The 15,931-nt window shown below is 60.4% G+C and carries 11 protein-coding genes; 1 reads left to right on the forward strand and 10 read right to left on the reverse strand.

The window, feature by feature from the left end:
* Positions 1-274 precede the first annotated feature (274 nt).
* Positions 275-622, forward strand: coding sequence for a BON domain-containing protein (locus PSH73_RS03700; RefSeq protein ID WP_057960655.1), 348 nt, complete (start codon positions 275-277; stop codon positions 620-622).
* 231 nt (positions 623-853) lie between these two features.
* Here PSH73_RS03700 and PSH73_RS03705 read toward each other — a convergent pair whose 3' ends face one another.
* From PSH73_RS03705 to PSH73_RS03750, 10 genes are all read right to left on the reverse strand, one after another.
* Entirely contained in the window at positions 854-3,787 is a 2,934-nt protein-coding gene (locus PSH73_RS03705) for a DUF748 domain-containing protein (protein WP_128593138.1), read from the reverse strand.
* Between the two features lie 107 nt (positions 3,788-3,894).
* Positions 3,895-4,911, reverse strand: coding sequence for a class I SAM-dependent rRNA methyltransferase (locus tag PSH73_RS03710; protein ID WP_305461961.1), 1,017 nt, complete (start codon positions 4,909-4,911; stop codon positions 3,895-3,897).
* Positions 4,912-5,041: 130 nt separating this feature from the next.
* Entirely contained in the window at positions 5,042-5,911 is an 870-nt protein-coding gene (locus PSH73_RS03715; protein WP_057440165.1) for an oxygenase MpaB family protein, read from the reverse strand.
* Between the two features lie 16 nt (positions 5,912-5,927).
* Positions 5,928-7,865 (reverse strand): acetate--CoA ligase, encoded by a 1,938-nt coding sequence (gene acs, locus PSH73_RS03720; protein WP_186625359.1) that lies wholly within the window; start codon positions 7,863-7,865, stop codon positions 5,928-5,930.
* Positions 7,866-7,987: 122 nt separating this feature from the next.
* On the reverse strand, positions 7,988-9,652 hold the full coding sequence (gene pgi / locus PSH73_RS03725; protein ID WP_057440163.1) for a glucose-6-phosphate isomerase: 1,665 nt from the start codon (positions 9,650-9,652) through the stop codon (positions 7,988-7,990).
* A gap of 317 nt (positions 9,653-9,969) precedes the next feature.
* The gene (gene panC, locus PSH73_RS03730; protein ID WP_057960651.1) at positions 9,970-10,824 is read right to left on the reverse strand and encodes a pantoate--beta-alanine ligase; all 855 of its coding nucleotides are present in this window, start codon (positions 10,822-10,824) and stop codon (positions 9,970-9,972) included.
* Positions 10,821-11,621, reverse strand: coding sequence for a 3-methyl-2-oxobutanoate hydroxymethyltransferase (gene panB / locus PSH73_RS03735; RefSeq protein WP_305461964.1), 801 nt, complete (start codon positions 11,619-11,621; stop codon positions 10,821-10,823). Before panB ends, panC begins: the two co-directional genes overlap by 4 nt.
* A 272-nt stretch (positions 11,622-11,893) precedes the next feature.
* On the reverse strand, positions 11,894-12,379 hold the full coding sequence (gene folK / locus PSH73_RS03740; RefSeq protein ID WP_305461966.1) for a 2-amino-4-hydroxy-6-hydroxymethyldihydropteridine diphosphokinase: 486 nt from the start codon (positions 12,377-12,379) through the stop codon (positions 11,894-11,896).
* 5 nt (positions 12,380-12,384) lie between these two features.
* A complete protein-coding gene (locus PSH73_RS03745) occupies positions 12,385-13,782 on the reverse strand; it encodes a polynucleotide adenylyltransferase PcnB (RefSeq protein WP_057960649.1) in 1,398 nt (465 codons plus the stop codon).
* Between the two features lie 712 nt (positions 13,783-14,494).
* Entirely contained in the window at positions 14,495-15,922 is a 1,428-nt protein-coding gene (locus tag PSH73_RS03750) for a sigma-54 dependent transcriptional regulator (RefSeq protein ID WP_170045326.1), read from the reverse strand.
* Positions 15,923-15,931: the final 9 nt, after the last annotated feature.

Here is a 15,931-nt window from a genome sequence, read left to right on the forward strand (position 1 = left end):
AAAAGAGGACTCTTCGGAGTCCTTTTTTTTGGGCTGCAGGAAAGTGAAGGTAAATCAGCCGTTTAGCCCAGGACAAAAGCCGCAACTTGCATGCAGGCACGATGGGCTTCATGCAAGTTGCACGATTCTGAATTTCGACAAAAAACATAAGCTATTGAATTTAAAGGTTTTTATTCTTATGCGAAAGTTGGCACAGCGCCTGCAACAGTACTGGTAACCCTGCAGCATTAACGTTGAAACGCTGCAGACCTTCGAAAAAACAGGAGTTACTCGTATGAAGAAGTTCGCTATCGCTGCTGCAACTGCCACCGCGCTGACCCTGACCATGGCTAACGTTGCGTTCGCCCAAACTTCCCAGGCTCCAATGGTTGTAGCCGCCGGTGAAGTGGACAAGGCCAAAGAAGCGACCACCGATACCTGGATCACCACTAAAGTCAAAGCTGACCTGGTTACCGAGAAAGGCATTCCTGGCACCGACATCAAAGTCGAAACCAACAAAGGTGTGGTCTCCCTGTCCTCCACTGTTGCTGTGACTGATGCACAAAAGGAAATGGCAGTAGCCATCGCCAAGAAAATCAAAGGCGTTAAAGCTGTATCGGCCGACGGCCTGAAAGCAGAGTAACGCGCAACGACTCGACTGGACTTAGGCAAGGCGGCCACGAGCGAGGCAGATATCCGCTCAATGCACCTTACAGGTTCATGCGACCGACCACAGGGATGTGGTCACTACGGGCCCCGACACTTGTGTCGGGGCCCGTTTTATTGTGGCGGGGAATACATGTCTGCGGATTATGCAGATCAAGTGTGGGAGCAGGCAGCCAGCTCCCACACTTTGGACTTATGGTGCCGGTAGTTACTCGGCATCCAGGTGCATTGGCGTAATTACCCGGCCATCTTTCTCGGCCTGGCCGAGGCTGGCATCAATGAAGTACACCCGATCGTCTTCCAACTGGCCCTTGTCGACCAGATAGTCCTTGATTGCACTCGCGCGGTCCTGGCCCAGTTTGCGTAGCAGCACATCACTGCCGCTCCAGAACTTGATCACGCCGTCGCGCAGCTTCGCCGAGCGCTCATCGCTGCCCAGGTCTTTCCACTCAGCCGGTGGCTGTTGCTTCAAGCGGGTGCGATAGATGCCTTCGAGCAGTGGCGCCTTTTCCTTTTCCGGTACTACAAGCAATGACGCCTGGGCCGGGACTTTATCGCCACGGCGCTGGAGTATCTTGTAGTAGTTGTACTGATACTCACGCTCAAGCCGCTCGGCGGCCAGGAACGGACCATCGCTGCTGGCTGCCGCAGTGCCTTCGATTTCCAGGCGCAGGGCAGGGCGCTCCTTGAGGGCTTTGGCGAGGCTGTTGAGGGCCGACTCGGCGTCTTTGCTCAGGGCGCTGGAGCCTGCGGCGAACGACACGTTGCCCAGGTCTTGCGAGCCTCCACCGGTCACCAGCCCGCCAATGAACTTGAACGGCGCCGTTGCCGCGCGCACTACCAGGTTGCGCAGGGTCTGCCAGACGATCGGCATCACACTGAACTGCGGGTTGTTCAAGTCGCCGGTCACCGGCAACTCGATGGAGATCTTGCCGTCAGTGTCCTTGAGCAGGGCAATTGCCAGGCGAATCGGCAGGTCCACCGCGTCCGCGCTGTCGACTTTCTCGCCCAGTTGCAGTTGCTCTACCACCACCTTGTTCTCGGCCTTCAACTGGCCCTTGGTGATCACGTAGTGCAGGTCCAGGTTGAGCCGGCCCTTACGGATACGGAACCCGGCAAACTTGCCCGAGTACGGTGTCAGGGTGGTCAGCTCGACGCGTTTGAAGCTGGTGGCGATGTCCAGCGCGGCCATCGGGTCAAACGGGTTGACGCTGCCCTTGATCGTCACGGGTGCATAGCGGTCAACCTTACCCTTGATGTCCACGCTGGCGGGTTTGGCCTGGCGGCTGTCGATGGTGCCGATCTGGCCATTGAGTTGCTGGATCGCCGTGGCAAAGTTCGGTGTCAGGCTGAAGTCGGCAAAGTTGGCCGAGCCGTCATTGATCGCGATCTGCCCGATACGGATGCCCAGGGGTTTTTCATTGCTCGCGCTGGATTTGGCCGTCGATTTGGCGCCACTGTCGGCAGGCTGTGGGATCAGCAGGTCATCGACGTTGGTGGTGCGATCATCGTTGATCATAAAGCGCGCATAGGGTTGCAGCAGGTTGATCTTGTCGATCGACAGGCTGTTGCCGTGCTGGTAGTTCAAGCCTTCCACCACCAGTCGCTGCCACTTGAGGAAGTCGCGGGTCTTGAGCGTGTCCAGGGTGTGCAGCTGATCCACTTGGGCGCGGCCGGTGATCTGCAGCGCGAGGGGCTCGGTGCTCTTGAGGTTCACATCGAGGTTACTGCCGAGCATGCCGCTGCGCAGTTCCAGGCGGATAAAGGGGCTGATATAGGACTGGGCAACCCGCAGGTCGATATCCTTGGTGTCGACTTTCAACTTGGCGCTGACCGGGTTCAGGTTGACCTGGCCGCTCGCCTGGATCTTGCCCTGCTTGCCCAGGCCACTGTCGATCTTGAGGGTGAAGGGGCTTTGATTGAGGCTGTCGAAGTCTTGTACATCGACATTCAGCGGGCCCAGCTCCAGGGCCACCGCAGGTTTTACCTGGCGATCAGCCAAGTGCACCTGATAGTTACGCAGTTGCACATCCTTGAGCAGCACTTGCCAAGGCCTGCTCGGCGCTGTCGACTCGGGTTTTGGCGAATCGGCCGCGGCGGGAGCGCTTGCTGGTTCAGGCTTGGTGGCTGGCTTGCTCGGCTGGCTGGCGAACAGTTTCTGCCAGTCCAGTTGGCCATCGGCTTCACGGGCGGCCCAGGTTTCGAGCTTGTTACTGCGGATTTTGCCCACGATCACTTGCTGCTTGGCCAGGTCGATCGAGGTTTCGCTGACATCCAGGCGCTCCAGGCGGGCCAGTGGCCGGCCATCCGGGGCCTTGATCGCGAACGGCGCGATGCTCGCCGAGACGTTGGTCAGGTTCAGTTCGGTTTCTTTGGCCAGGTTCAGCTTGTAGTCGGTACTGAAATTAAGGGTGCCGTCTTCCAAGACCAGGGGCACGGCGTCCCGCACATAGGGCCACCAGACTTTCATCTTGCCATCTGTGACCTTCAACTTACCCTCAGAGGCGATCGGCACCAGGCTGAAATTGCCGGTCCAGTCGATCTGCCCGCCCTCGGGGCCTGCGGCGACCAGGGTCATGTCGGCATTGTCTTCGGGCAGGGTGCTGAGGTTTTTCAGCTCGAAGTCGAGTTTGTCGTAGAGGAACTCGATAGGCTCGCTGGGGCGCACGTCTTCGAAGTGCACGTAACCGCTCGCCAGCTTGATGCGTTCGATGCGCAGCGGGAACGGTTTGCTTTCGGGGTCATCGGGTGTCGGTTCGCTCGGCGGCAACTTGAACAGTTGTGCCAGGTTGAGGGTACCGGTCTTGTCGAAGAGGATTTCGGTCTTCGGCTTGTCCAACTGCACATCGGCCAGGTGCAGGGCGCGGGTCCAGAGGCTGTCGATCTGCAGGTTGGCATAGAGGCGTTCAAAGCCCACCTGTTCCTTGCCCGGCTCACCGATTTTCAGGCCCCAGAGGGTCAGTTCCAGGCTGAACGGGTTGAGCTCGATACGCTCGATACGGGCCGGCACGGTAGCGTAATTGGCCAACTGTTGGTTGGCAACGCGAAGCGCAATACCGGGCAGAATCAAAAAGCCCAGCAAGCTGTAGAGTGCAAGGGCGGTCAGCAAGGCGCCTGTGGCGCGAATCAATCCTTTGGGCATGGGTGACGCCATCTATGTCGATCAGGAGTGCCTTGGAGTATGGCACGGGTTTACGGTTCCGAAGAACCGCGCCTTTATTACGCCAGTCAGGTTCTTTCAGGGCAATCCTACAACTGCAGGATCAGAGTCTTCAGCGGCGGCTGCTGGTCTTGTGAGGGAAAGTCAGCGCCGGGTGTCATCACTGTCCAGTCGCGTACGGGGCGGCCAGCCTTTTCAGCACAGCGCAAGACCTGCTCGCGCCAGTCATCCATGCTGACCTTTGCCAGGTTGTTGCAGCAGATCAGTACACCGTTTTGCGCGGTGGCCAGCAATGCCGGCTTGAGCAGGCTCTGGTAGTCACGCATCAGGTCCACGGTACCAAAGGCGCTCTTGGCCCAGGCGGGTGGGTCGAGCAGCACCAGGTCATATTGACGTTGCTCCAGGCGCGGGTAGCTCGGCAGTTTTTGCCCGCGACGCTGGGTGATCGGCAGCCCGGCCAGTTGGCGGATTGCCGGGAAGTAATCGGACTGTACAAACGTCATGGCTGGCAGTTGAGGGTTCAACTCGCCGTTTTCGCGACCGACTGCCAGGTTGCCCTCGGCGAAGTCCAGGTTGCATACCTCGCGGGCCCCGCCGGCCGCTGCACTGAGGCCGACGCCGCAGGTGTAGGCAAACAGGTTCAGCACGCTTTTGCCGGCACTGTGCGCCTTGACCCAGCCGCGGGTATTGCGCAGGTCCAGGAACAGCAGCGGGTCCTGCCCCGGGTGGCGACCGCGCACGCGATAGTTCAGGCCCCATTCGTGGCCAACCAGGTCTTCCAGGGCCGCAGGTTCGGCGCGGTACACCGTGTCTTCGCGGTCGATACGCGAGTTGCCTCGGGAGCGGTCGTTATAGACCAGCAGCAACTCCAGGCCCAGGTACTGGTTGATCATCAGGTGCAATTGCAGGAGCGCATCGCTGTCCAGGGACTGGTGAAAGCTCTGCACCATCAATTGCGGGCCGTAACGGTCGATGGTCAGGCCCCCCGCGCCTTCCTGGCTGCCATGAAACAGCCGATAGCAATCGGTGCCTTGGGCATGCAGCTCGGCGAGCAGGTCTTGGCGGTGATCGAGGGCGGCGCGCAGCGCCTGATTCAGGGACGACATGGAGCGCGCCTTGCTGGGGAATTGAAGCGCGCAAGTTTAACAGCTCCTGTGGGCGTCGGCTTGCCGGCGATGGCGCGGGTGCAGGTCGATCAGTATCGCGGGCAGGCCAGGTGCCACAGGGTGTGTGTCGTTACAGCAGGCCCATCCGCCTGTGGGCCCGTTGCACCGAACCATTGCGCATCGCCCAGCGCAGCAGCGGCGCGCTGCGCCTGACCCCGGCGCGGATCAGTTGGCGTTGCAGCGGGCTTTGCTGTTGACCCAGCATGTCACCCGCCCAGTCCGGTAGCAGGTCGATCCCGGCCTGCATCATCAGCGCCCCGAACGGCTTGGCCAGGGCGCTGGGAGCCGGGGCATCGAGCAACAGGCGCAGTACTTCGCGGCTGCGTTCGTCACACAGCAGTTGTGGGCGAATACGTTGCAGGTAATCAGCAATTTCCTGCCTTGAACGCGGCACGTGGCGAGCCCCCAGTTGTTCGGCGACCAGGGCAATCTCGCTGTAATACCGATCCTGGTCTCTGGGCGATAGATCCGGGTTTTTGTAGCGCAAATGCGCCGCCAGAAAGCTGCTGACTTCGGCGACGTGAACCCAGGTCAGCAATTCAGGATCACTGGCCGCGTAGGGGCGCCCGTCAGGTGCGTGCCCGACCACTTGCAGGTGGATGGTGCGCACCTTTTCGATCAGCCATAACGCGTCGCGGCGCGAGCCAAACGTAGTACCGGAAATAAACTGCGAAGTGCGGCGCAAACGCCCAAGCATGTCCTGGCGAAAATTCGAATGGTCCCACACGCCGGCCAGCGCCAGGGGATGAAGCGCCTGCAACATCAAGGCGCTGATACCCCCGATCAGCATGCTGCTGAAGTCACCATGGACCTTCCAGCTCACCGAGTCCGGGCCGAACAGCCCTGGGTCGCCCTTGGGGCTTTCCAGGTCCAGATTGCCCAGGGACAGCCCCGTCAGGCTCATCAGTTGGGATTCGATACGGTTGCGCAGAAATTCCATGGTGGCTTGGGGGTTCCTATCGGTTCAGGCGCTTGTCGATCAGGCCGTCGACCACGCTCGGATCGGCCAGGGTCGAGGTATCGCCCAGGCTGTCCAGTTCGTTACAGGCGATCTTGCGCAGGATACGCCGCATGATCTTGCCTGAACGGGTTTTCGGCAAGGCCGGCGCCCATTGGATCAGCTCCGGCTTGGCAAAGCCGCCGATTTCCTTGCTGACCAGGTCCAGCAGGTGTTTTTTCAGCGCATCGCTGGGCTCGACGCCATTCATCGGTGTGACAAACGCATAGATGCCCTGGCCCTTGAGGTCATGGGGATAGCCGACGACGGCAGCCTCGGCCACTTTGTCATGCAGCACCAGCGCGCTTTCCACCTCGGCGGTGCCGATGCGATGGCCGGAGACGTTGATCACGTCATCAATACGCCCGGTGATCCAGTAGTCGCCATCCTCGTCGCGCCGCGCACCGTCGCCGGTAAAGTAGTAGCCGGGGTAGGGCTTGAAGTAGGTGTCGATCATCCGCTGCGGGTCGCCATACACGCTGCGGATCTGCCCCGGCCAACTGGCTTTGATCGCCAGGACGCCGCTGCCGGCGCCGCTGATTTCCTTGCCCTGCTCGTCGAGCAATACCGGCTGCACCCCAAACATCGGCTGGGTCGCGCAGCCGGGCTTGATGCGCTGGGCGCTGACCAGCGGGCTGAGCATGATGCCGCCGGTCTCGGTCTGCCACCAGGTATCGACAATCGGGCAGCGCTGCTCGCCGACGGCGTTGAAATACCACTCCCAGGCTTCCGGGTTGATCGGTTCGCCGACACTGCCGAGCAATCTCAGGCTGGCCCTGGACGTACTTTCCAGCGGGCCATGACCCTCGCGCATCAAGGCCCGCAGGGCGGTGGGCGCGGTGTAGAAAATATTCACCTGATGTTTATCGATCACCTGCCAGAAGCGCGAGCTGTCCGGGTAGCTCGGCACACCCTCGAACATCAGGGAGGTGGCGCCATTGGCCAGCGGCCCGTACACGATATAGCTATGGCCCGTGACCCAGCCGACATCGGCGGTGCACCAGAACACTTCGCCCTCGCGATAATCGAGCACGTATTTGAAGGTCATCGCCGCTTGCAGCAGATAGCCGCCGGTGGTGTGCAGCACGCCCTTGGGCTTGCCGGTACTGCCGGAGGTATAGAGGATAAACAGCGGGTCTTCGGCAGCCATCGGCTCGGGCGGGCATGCGTCGCTGACCGCGTCCACCGCCTGTTGGTACTTGAGGTCGCGCCCTTCAGTCCAGGCTACGGCCGCACCGGTTCGTTCCACCACCAGCACCGTCGTGACATTCGGACAGCTGGCCAGGGCCTTGTCGACATTCTTTTTCAGCGCCACCGGTTTACCGCCGCGTACGCCTTCGTCGGCGGTGATCACGGTGCGGCAGTCGGCATCCAGGATACGGTCGCGCAGGGCATCCGGTGAGAACCCGCCAAACACCACGGAATGCACCGCACCAATCCGCGTGCAGGCCAGCATCGCGTAGGCGGCTTCCGGAATCATCGGCATGTAGATACACACCCGGTCGCCTTTTTTCACGCCACGGCTTTTCAGCACATTGGCCAGGCGGCTGACGTTTTGGTGAAGTTGGCGGTAGGTGATTTTGGAAGATTTTGCAGGATCATCGCCTTCCCAGATAAAGGCCGGCTGATCGGCGCGTTGCGCCAGGTGACGGTCAATGCAGTTGTAGCTGACGTTCAACTGGCCACCGGCAAACCACTGCGCGGCGCCGGTGTTGATATCGCAGTGCTGGACGGTCTGCCAGGGCGTGATCCAGTCGAGCAGCGCCTTGGCCTGTTCGGCCCAGAACGTATCGGGGTGTTCGATGGATTGCCGATAGAGGCGCTGGTAGCCCTCTTGACTGAGTTGCGCGCCCCGGCGCACTGCATCGGCATGGGGAAACTGGCTGATATCGAACATTAGGGATCCCTCTTCTTGTTATAGAGACAAGAGTTCAAGGCTGGTCCCTGGGGGAGCTGGCAAGCCAGCTCCCCCAGGGGGCGCTTGTGCAGGTTCAATCCCTGATTGTAGTGCCGATCACATCAACCGCGGTGACGACCACGGAAGTAGTTGATCAAGCCTTGGGTCGAGGCATCGTCGGCCAAGGTTTCCTCGGCGCCCGTCAGGCGGTTGTAGACGCCCTTGCCCAGTTCCTTGCCCAGCTCCACGCCCCATTGGTCAAAGGCGTTGATGCCCCAGATGACGCTTTGTACGAATACTTTGTGTTCATACATCGCCACCAGCGCGCCCAGACGGCGCGGGCTGATCCGCTCCACCACCAGGGTGTTGCTCGGGCGGTTGCCCGGGATCACCTTGTGCGGCGCCAGCTTTTGTATTTCGTCTTCGGCCATGCCTTTGTCACGCAACTCTGCTTCGGCTTCGCTGCGGGTCTTGCCGAGCATCAGCGCCTGGCTCTGGGACAGGCAGTTGGCATACAGCCACTGATGGTGGTCGGAGACCGGGTTGAAGCTGACGATCGGCACAATGAAGTCGGCCGGGATCAACTGGGTGCCCTGGTGCAGCAACTGGTGGTACGCGTGCTGACCGTTGCAGCCCACGCCGCCCCAGATAACCGGGCCGGTATCGGTGGAAACCGGCGTGCCGTCCTGGCGTACGCTCTTGCCGTTGGATTCCATGTCCAACTGTTGCAAGTGCTTGGTGATGTTACGCAGGTAGTGGTCGTACGGCAGGATCGCGTGGCTCTGGGCGCCCCAGAAGTTGCCGTACCACACACCCAGCAGGCCCAGCAGCACCGGCATGTTTGCCTCGAACGGCGCGGTCTGGAAGTGCTGGTCCATGGTGTAGGCACCCGACAGCAGTTCCTTGAAGTTGGACATGCCAATGGCCAGGGCGATTGGCAAGCCGATGGCCGACCACAACGAGTAACGGCCGCCGACCCAATCCCACATCGGGAAGATGTTCTCTTCACGGATACCGAAGGCCACGGCCGCCGCGTTGTTGCTCGACACGGCGATAAAGTGGCGATACAGCTCGGCTTCCGAGCCACCCTGGGCCAGGTACCAGGCGCGGGCGGCCTGGGCGTTTTTCAGGGTTTCCAGGGTGTTGAAGGACTTCGACGAGACGATAAACAGCGTGGTCTCGGCGCGCAGCTTCTGGGTCAGCTCGTGGAATTCACTGCCATCGATATTCGCCAGGTAGTGGCAGCGCACGCCTTTATGGGCGTAGGACAACAGTGCCTCGGAGACCAGCTCTGGGCCGAGGAACGAACCGCCGATGCCGATGTTGACCACGTCGGTGATCGGCTTCTCGGTGTAGCCACGCCACAGGCCGTCATGGATGCGGCCCACCAGGTCGGTGATCTGGTTCAGCACCTTGTGCACGTCGGGCATGATATTGGTGCCGTTGACCGACAACTTGTCGCCCACCGGGCGGCGCAGTGCGGTGTGCAGCGCCGGACGACCTTCCGAAGAGTTGACCGGCTCGCCATCGAACAGCGCCTTGATTGCGCTTTTGAGATCGACTTCGTTGGCCAGGCCCACCAGCAGGTCGCGGGTTTCAGGGGTAATCAGGTTTTTCGAGTAATCGAGGAAAAGTCCGCAGCTGCTCAACGTGAACTGGGTAAAGCGCTGGGGATCGGCATTAAACGCTTCGCGCATGCTGAAATCCTGCATGGCTTGGCGATGTTGATTGAGCGCTTGCCAGGCGGGCAGAGCGGTAACGTCATGAGGGGTGCGGTAATACGCCATCGCTGCGGGTTTCCTTTTTATTACTGGGACTGCTTTTAGGACACTTCTAAACCCGGAACATCCAGTTTTGTATCAAGGTTTGGGTTCCAGACAGCGCTAACTATAACGCCGGGCGATTACATTAAACCTAGCGTGTCGATATGTCTTGGCTTTGTCTGCGCGCAAGCCGGTACTTTTTTATACCGGGGCCTGGGAGGCGCTAAAAACTGAATGTGGGAGCGAGCTTGCCCGCGATGGTGCTGGGTCAGCGACAAATACATCGACTGACCGTCCGCCATCGAGGGCAAGCCCGCTCCCACATGGGGAGATTGCCAGGCTTAAGCGCTGAGGTTGAGGTGCAGGTTGTCGATCAACCGTGTTGCGCCCAGGTACGCGGCGACCAGGATCACCACATCACGATCCTCGGCGGTTGCCGGACGCAGGTGCTGGCCCTGGCAGACTTCCAGGTAGTCCATGCGCAGGCCGGCGGCCTCGATGTGCTGGACCTGCTCGGCCCGCAGCTTGGCGAAGTCGCGGTCGCCGTTTTCAATGGCGGTGGCGATATGACGGAGGCTGCGGTACAGCACCGGGGCGATGGCGCGCTGTTCTTCAGTCAGGTAACCGTTGCGCGAGGACAGCGCCAGGCCGTCCTCGGCGCGCACGGTGGGCTCGCCAATGATCTGGATCGGCATGTTCAGGTCGCGCACCATGGCGCGGATCACCGCCAGTTGCTGGTAGTCCTTTTGCCCGAACACTGCGAGGTCAGGCTGGACCATGTTGAACAGCTTGCTCACCACCGTCGCCACGCCCTCGAAGTGACCCGGGCGGCTGGCGCCGCACAGGCCTTCGGACAGTTGCGGCACGCTGACCCGGGTCTGCACCGTCATGCCGTCGGGGTACATCTCGTCGACGGTGGGGGCGAACAGCAGGTTGCAGCCCGCCACCAGCAGCTTTTCCTGGTCGGCGGCCAGAGTGCGCGGGTACTTGTCCAGGTCTTCACCGGCGCCAAACTGCAGTGGGTTGACGAAAATGCTCGCCACCACGAAGTCGGCTTGTTCGGCGGCGCGCGTCACCAGCGTAGCGTGGCCGGCATGCAGGTTGCCCATGGTCGGCACGAAGCCAATGCGCTTGCCGGCGTTACGCGCGTGAGTGACGGCGGCCCGCAGTTCGCGCAGGGTTTTTACGGTGTTCATGCAGAGAATCCGTGTTCGAGGCCAGGGAAGGTAACGGCTTTGACTTCAGCCACGTAGGCGCTCAGCGCGGCCTGGATGTTGTCCTGGCCGGTCATGAAGTTCTTCACGAATTTGGGGGCGCGGCCGGTGAGGTTCAGGCCGAGCATGTCGTGCAGCACCAGGACCTGGCCGTCGGTCGCGCTGCCGGCGCCAATGCCGATCACCGGGATTTTCACCGCCTGGGTGATTTCTTCCGCCAGTTCGCTAGGCACGCACTCGAGCACAATCATTGCAGCGCCGGCCTGCTCCAGGGCGATGGCGTCGGCCCGCATCTGCCGGGCTTGGGCTTCATTACGGCCCTGGACCTTGTAGCCACCCAGGATATTGACGGACTGTGGCGTGAGGCCCATGTGTGCGCATACCGGAACGCCGCGTTCGGCCAACAAGCGGATCGACTCGGCAAGCCACAAGGCACCTTCGATCTTGATCATATGTGCCCCGGCCTGCATCAGCTTGCCGGCGTTCTGGAAGGTCTGATCAAGCGTTGCGTAAGCCATGAACGGCAGGTCGGCGATGATAAACGCGCCTTCGTTACCGCGCTTGACGCTGGCGGTGTGGTAGGCAAGTTCATCGGTGGTGACGGGGAGGGTGCTGTCATTCCCTTGAAGAACCATGCCCAGGGAGTCGCCCACCAGTAACACCTCGACCCCGGCCTGGCAGCAAGCCTGGGCGAACGTGGCGTCATAGCAGGTCAGCATGGTGATTTTTTCACCCTTGAGTTTGAGGCTCTGCAAGGTGGTCAGGGTAATGTCTGGCATGAAAAGGGTCCTCGTTCAGGCGCTTGGAAACAGCGAGTAACGCGCGTGAGTCTTCGTTTATACAGGCGCACTTTCTTCAGAGCAGTGCTTATAAGGCCTGGATTGCGCCCTTCAGCGCCGGGTTGGCGGCAGCGGGACGCCTATAGTCGTGAGGAGGACTCTGGAAGTCAATTGGATGTGTTACCGCATTGTTACGAGCGGGGTGTTACCGCTGTTACTGATGCGATTCAGCAGGTAAAAGGCGTGCTCGGCCAGCGCCCACAGGGCTTGAGTCAAGCAGGAGGCAGGCGTTCCAGGCCGACGAATGGGCATTGATCGAGCAGATCACTGAGTAGGCGGCCGTCAGGCAGTTGCAAAGTGGCCGGTGCCAGTTCGGCAAGTGGATACAACACAAAAGCCCTTAGATGCATCTGGTAATGAGGCACCTTGAGGCGCGGCTCATCAATCAGGCGATCGCCAAACAGCAGGATATCCAAGTCCAGGGTGCGCGGGCCCCAACGCTCAAGGCGTTCGCGACCCTGGTCGTTCTCGATGGCTTGCAGCGCATCCAGCAGTTCCAGTGGCGCGAGGGTGCTGTTCAGCGCCGCCACCGCATTGGTATAGCGGGGCTGGCCGGGAAGCAGGGAATCACTTTGGTAGAAGGCAGAAACACCGACGAATGTGGTGTTCGGCAACTGCGCCAACGCCTCGATGGCGTTGCGCAATTGCTGTTGCGGGGCAGCGAGGTTGCTGCCCATGCCGATGTAGATACGCTCCACGGTGCTTATTCGCCAGAGGTATCGGCGGCACTGCGCTTGCGTTTGCTACCGCTGCTGCGGCGGCGCTTTTTCGGGCCGTCGCCAGTGGGTTCGCCTTTGCTGCTCAGTTCACGAATCATCTCGCGACGTTCGCTGTCATTGGCGTCCTGGTAGTCGGTCCACCATTCGCCCAGGCCATCAGTCTGCTCGCCGGCGCTTTCACGCAGCAGCAGGAAGTCATAGCCGGCACGGAAGCGCGGGTTGTCCAGCAGCAGGTCGGCACGTTTGCCACTGCGCCGTGGCAGGCGTTCCTGCATGTCCCAGATCTCGCGGATCGGCATGGTGAAGCGCTTGGGGATTGCGATGCGCTGGCATTGCTCGGCGATCAACTCGTGCGCGGCTTCCTGCATCGCTGGAATCGGCGGCATGCCACGGTTCTGCAGGCGCAGCACGCGGGCGGGCAGCGCCGGCCAGAGCAGGGCGGCAAACAGGAATGCCGGGGTCACCGGTTTGTTCTGTTTGATCCGCAGGTCAGTGTTGATCAACGCTTCACTGATCAGCGTGTGGGTGTACGTGGGGTTGTGCTCCAGTGCATCGGCGCTGGCCGGGAACAGTGGGTCGAACAACTGCAGGTCCACCAGCATTTCGAAGGTGTCGGCGGCATGCCCGGAAAGGAACAGCTTGAGCACTTCCTCGAACAGGCGTGCCGAAGGGATTTCCCGCAGCATCGGCGCCAGCTCGCGAATCGGCGCGGCCGTATGTTTCTCGATGCCGAAGTTCAGCTTGGCGGCAAAGCGCACGGCCCGCAGCATGCGCACCGGGTCTTCCTGGTAGCGCTGCGTAGGGTCGCCGATCAGGCGGATCAGGTGGTTGCGAATATCGTGTACGCCGTTGGCGTAATCGAGGATGCGCTCGCTGACCGGATCGTAATAGAGGGCATTGATGGTGAAGTCGCGGCGTTGCGCGTCTTCTTCCAGGGTGCCGTACACATTGTCCCGCAGGATGCGTCCGCTTTCGTTGCGGGAAGACTGGTTGCTGTCTTCCTCTTCATCGTTTTGCGGGTGGCCTGCTCGGAAGGTGGCGACCTCGATGATCTCGCGACCAAAGTGGATATGCACCAACTTGAAGCGCCGACCGATGATCCGCGCGTTGCGAAACTCGGCGCGCACTTGTTCAGGCGTGGCGCTGGTGGCGACGTCGAAATCCTTGGGAGTGATGTTGAGCAACATGTCGCGCACACAACCACCGACCAGGTAGGCCTGGTAGCCAGCGTTCTGCAGGCGTTCGACGATGTTCACCGCATAACGGCTGAACTGGGCGCGCTGCAGCGAATGTTGATTGCTGTTGAGCACTTCAGGCGTGCTGCGAATGTGTTGCGTACGACGCAAGGGGGAACGGAATGACTGGAACAACTTCTTCAGCATGGGATGCACTGTTTGAAGGAATGTTCGGCCATAACGAAGAATGACCGCATGATGGGCCGGGATTCTAGCATTTAGTCAGGGGATGGTGTAGGAACTAGCTGCAAGCGTTGAGCCAGATGCTTAAATAAGCCGGTGCGGCGCTCAAATCGCAGAAACTACAAGGGGAGCCGAAGCTCCCCCAGAAAGTAGTTGCGTGCTCTATTTTTATTATTGGTTTCGGGCTTCTTGTTTTTGTTGATCGCCCTCGCCATGAGATTTGACCTTCATGACACTCCCAATCGGGAGTCAAGAGCAAACGGATTGCTTTGGTCGCTGTGTTGCGATGATCAATGATCCAACCAGTTCAGGCTCTGCCTTAGGGCAGTTTTTGTTGTTCTCGGCCTGGTTGCGGGGCAAGCCCCAAATGCAACGCCTCTCCAAAAGAATCAGTTAGCTGCGCCTCCGCCGTGTTGTTTTTATTGTGCGTGAGTCGATTCGTCTTATTTTTATTGTGTGTGTACGGTGCTTTTTATTGTTCTTGTACTAAGCATATAGCAGGGTGCGTGCCAACTTTTGCGAGCCCCAGCAAAATCAGGGGGATGGCCGGGTTTTGGGTGTTTGGCAGGCGAAAAAAAGCCGGGGCTTCGTTACCGTAAGCCCCGGCTTTTTGTTACGTGAATATCTGAGGTAACAGTTTTTTCACGTTTGGGGTGTTACCCAATGTGAGTTGACCTCAGCTTTCGCTGGCAACCCCGGTCTTGCGCCGTGGAATGCCCAGGCGCTGGCGCCGTTCCCACAGGCACTTGCGGCTGACACCCAGTTTGCGCGCCAGTTCGGTCTCGGTCATATGGTCCTGGTGCTCCAGGACGAAGTGCTGGAAGTAGTCTTCCAGGGACAAGTCTTCTGTAGGCTCATGGCTGGTGTTACTGCCGCCCTGTTGTGGTGCCAGGCCAATGAAGTCGTCATCGTCCAGGTCACTCAGTTCGATATCAATGCCCAGCAGCTCGGCGGAGATCTGCGGGCTCTCCGAAAGAATCACAGCCCGCTCCACGGCGTTTTCCAGCTCGCGCACGTTACCTGGCCACGAATAGTGGCGGATAGCTTGCTCGGCGTCGGCCGCAAACGTCAGGTCGGTACGGTTGACGCGCGCGCTCTGGCGCAACAGGAATGCATTGGCAATCTCGTTGACGTCGGCACCGCGTTCGCGCAGGGCCGGCAGCTTGAGGGCGATTACGTGCAGGCGGTAATACAGGTCTTCGCGGAACTGGCCGATTTTCGCCAGGCTCTTCAGGTCCCGGTGAGTCGCGGCGATCAGGCGCACATCGACTTTTTGTGACTGCACCGAGCCGACCCGGCGAATCTCGCCCTCCTGCAATACGCGCAGCAGGCGTGCCTGGGCTTCCAGGGGCAGCTCACCGATTTCGTCGAGGAACAGCGTGCCGCCGTCCGCCGCTTCCACCAGGCCGGCGCGTCCGGCGCTGGCGCCGGTAAAGGCACCTTTCTCGTGGCCGAACAGTTCGGATTCGATCAAGGATTCGGGGATTGCCGCGCAGTTCACCGAGATCATCGGGGCCTTGGCGCGTTTGGACAGGTTGTGCAGGGCGCGGGCCACCAGCTCTTTGCCGGTGCCGGACTCGCCCTGGATCAGGACATTGGAGTCCGTGGGCGCAACCTTGCGGATCTTGACGTACAGATCCTGCATGGGCGGGCAGGAGCCGATGATGCCGATTTCGCCATTGCTGTTGTCGACCCCGGGTTTTTCGCTGGCGGTCTTGCCGGCCGGCCGTTCCGCCGGGGCACTGTTGGTCGACTGGCGGTCACGCAGGATGCGCGCCACGGCCTGGAGCATTTCGTCGTGGTCGAAGGGCTTGGCGATGTAGTCCACCGCGCCCATCTTCATGGAGTCTACGGCCGAGCGCAGGCTGGCATAGCTGGTCATGATCAGCACCGGCGTGCCCTGGCCCAGCTTGATCAGTTCGGTACCGGGCGCGCCAGGCAGGCGCAGGTCACTGACAATCAGGTCGAATGTGGGAATGCTGAAACGCTCTTGGGCTTCCTGCACCGAGCCGGCTTCGCTGACCTGGTACTGATTACGTTCAAGCAGGCGACGCAAGGCAGAGCGGATAATGGTTTCGTCTTCGACGATCAAAATGTGCGGCATTGATTCAAT

The sequence above is a fragment of the Pseudomonas sp. FP2294 genome (assembly GCF_030687625.1).
Taxonomy (GTDB): Bacteria; Pseudomonadota; Gammaproteobacteria; order Pseudomonadales; family Pseudomonadaceae; genus Aquipseudomonas; species Aquipseudomonas shahriarae.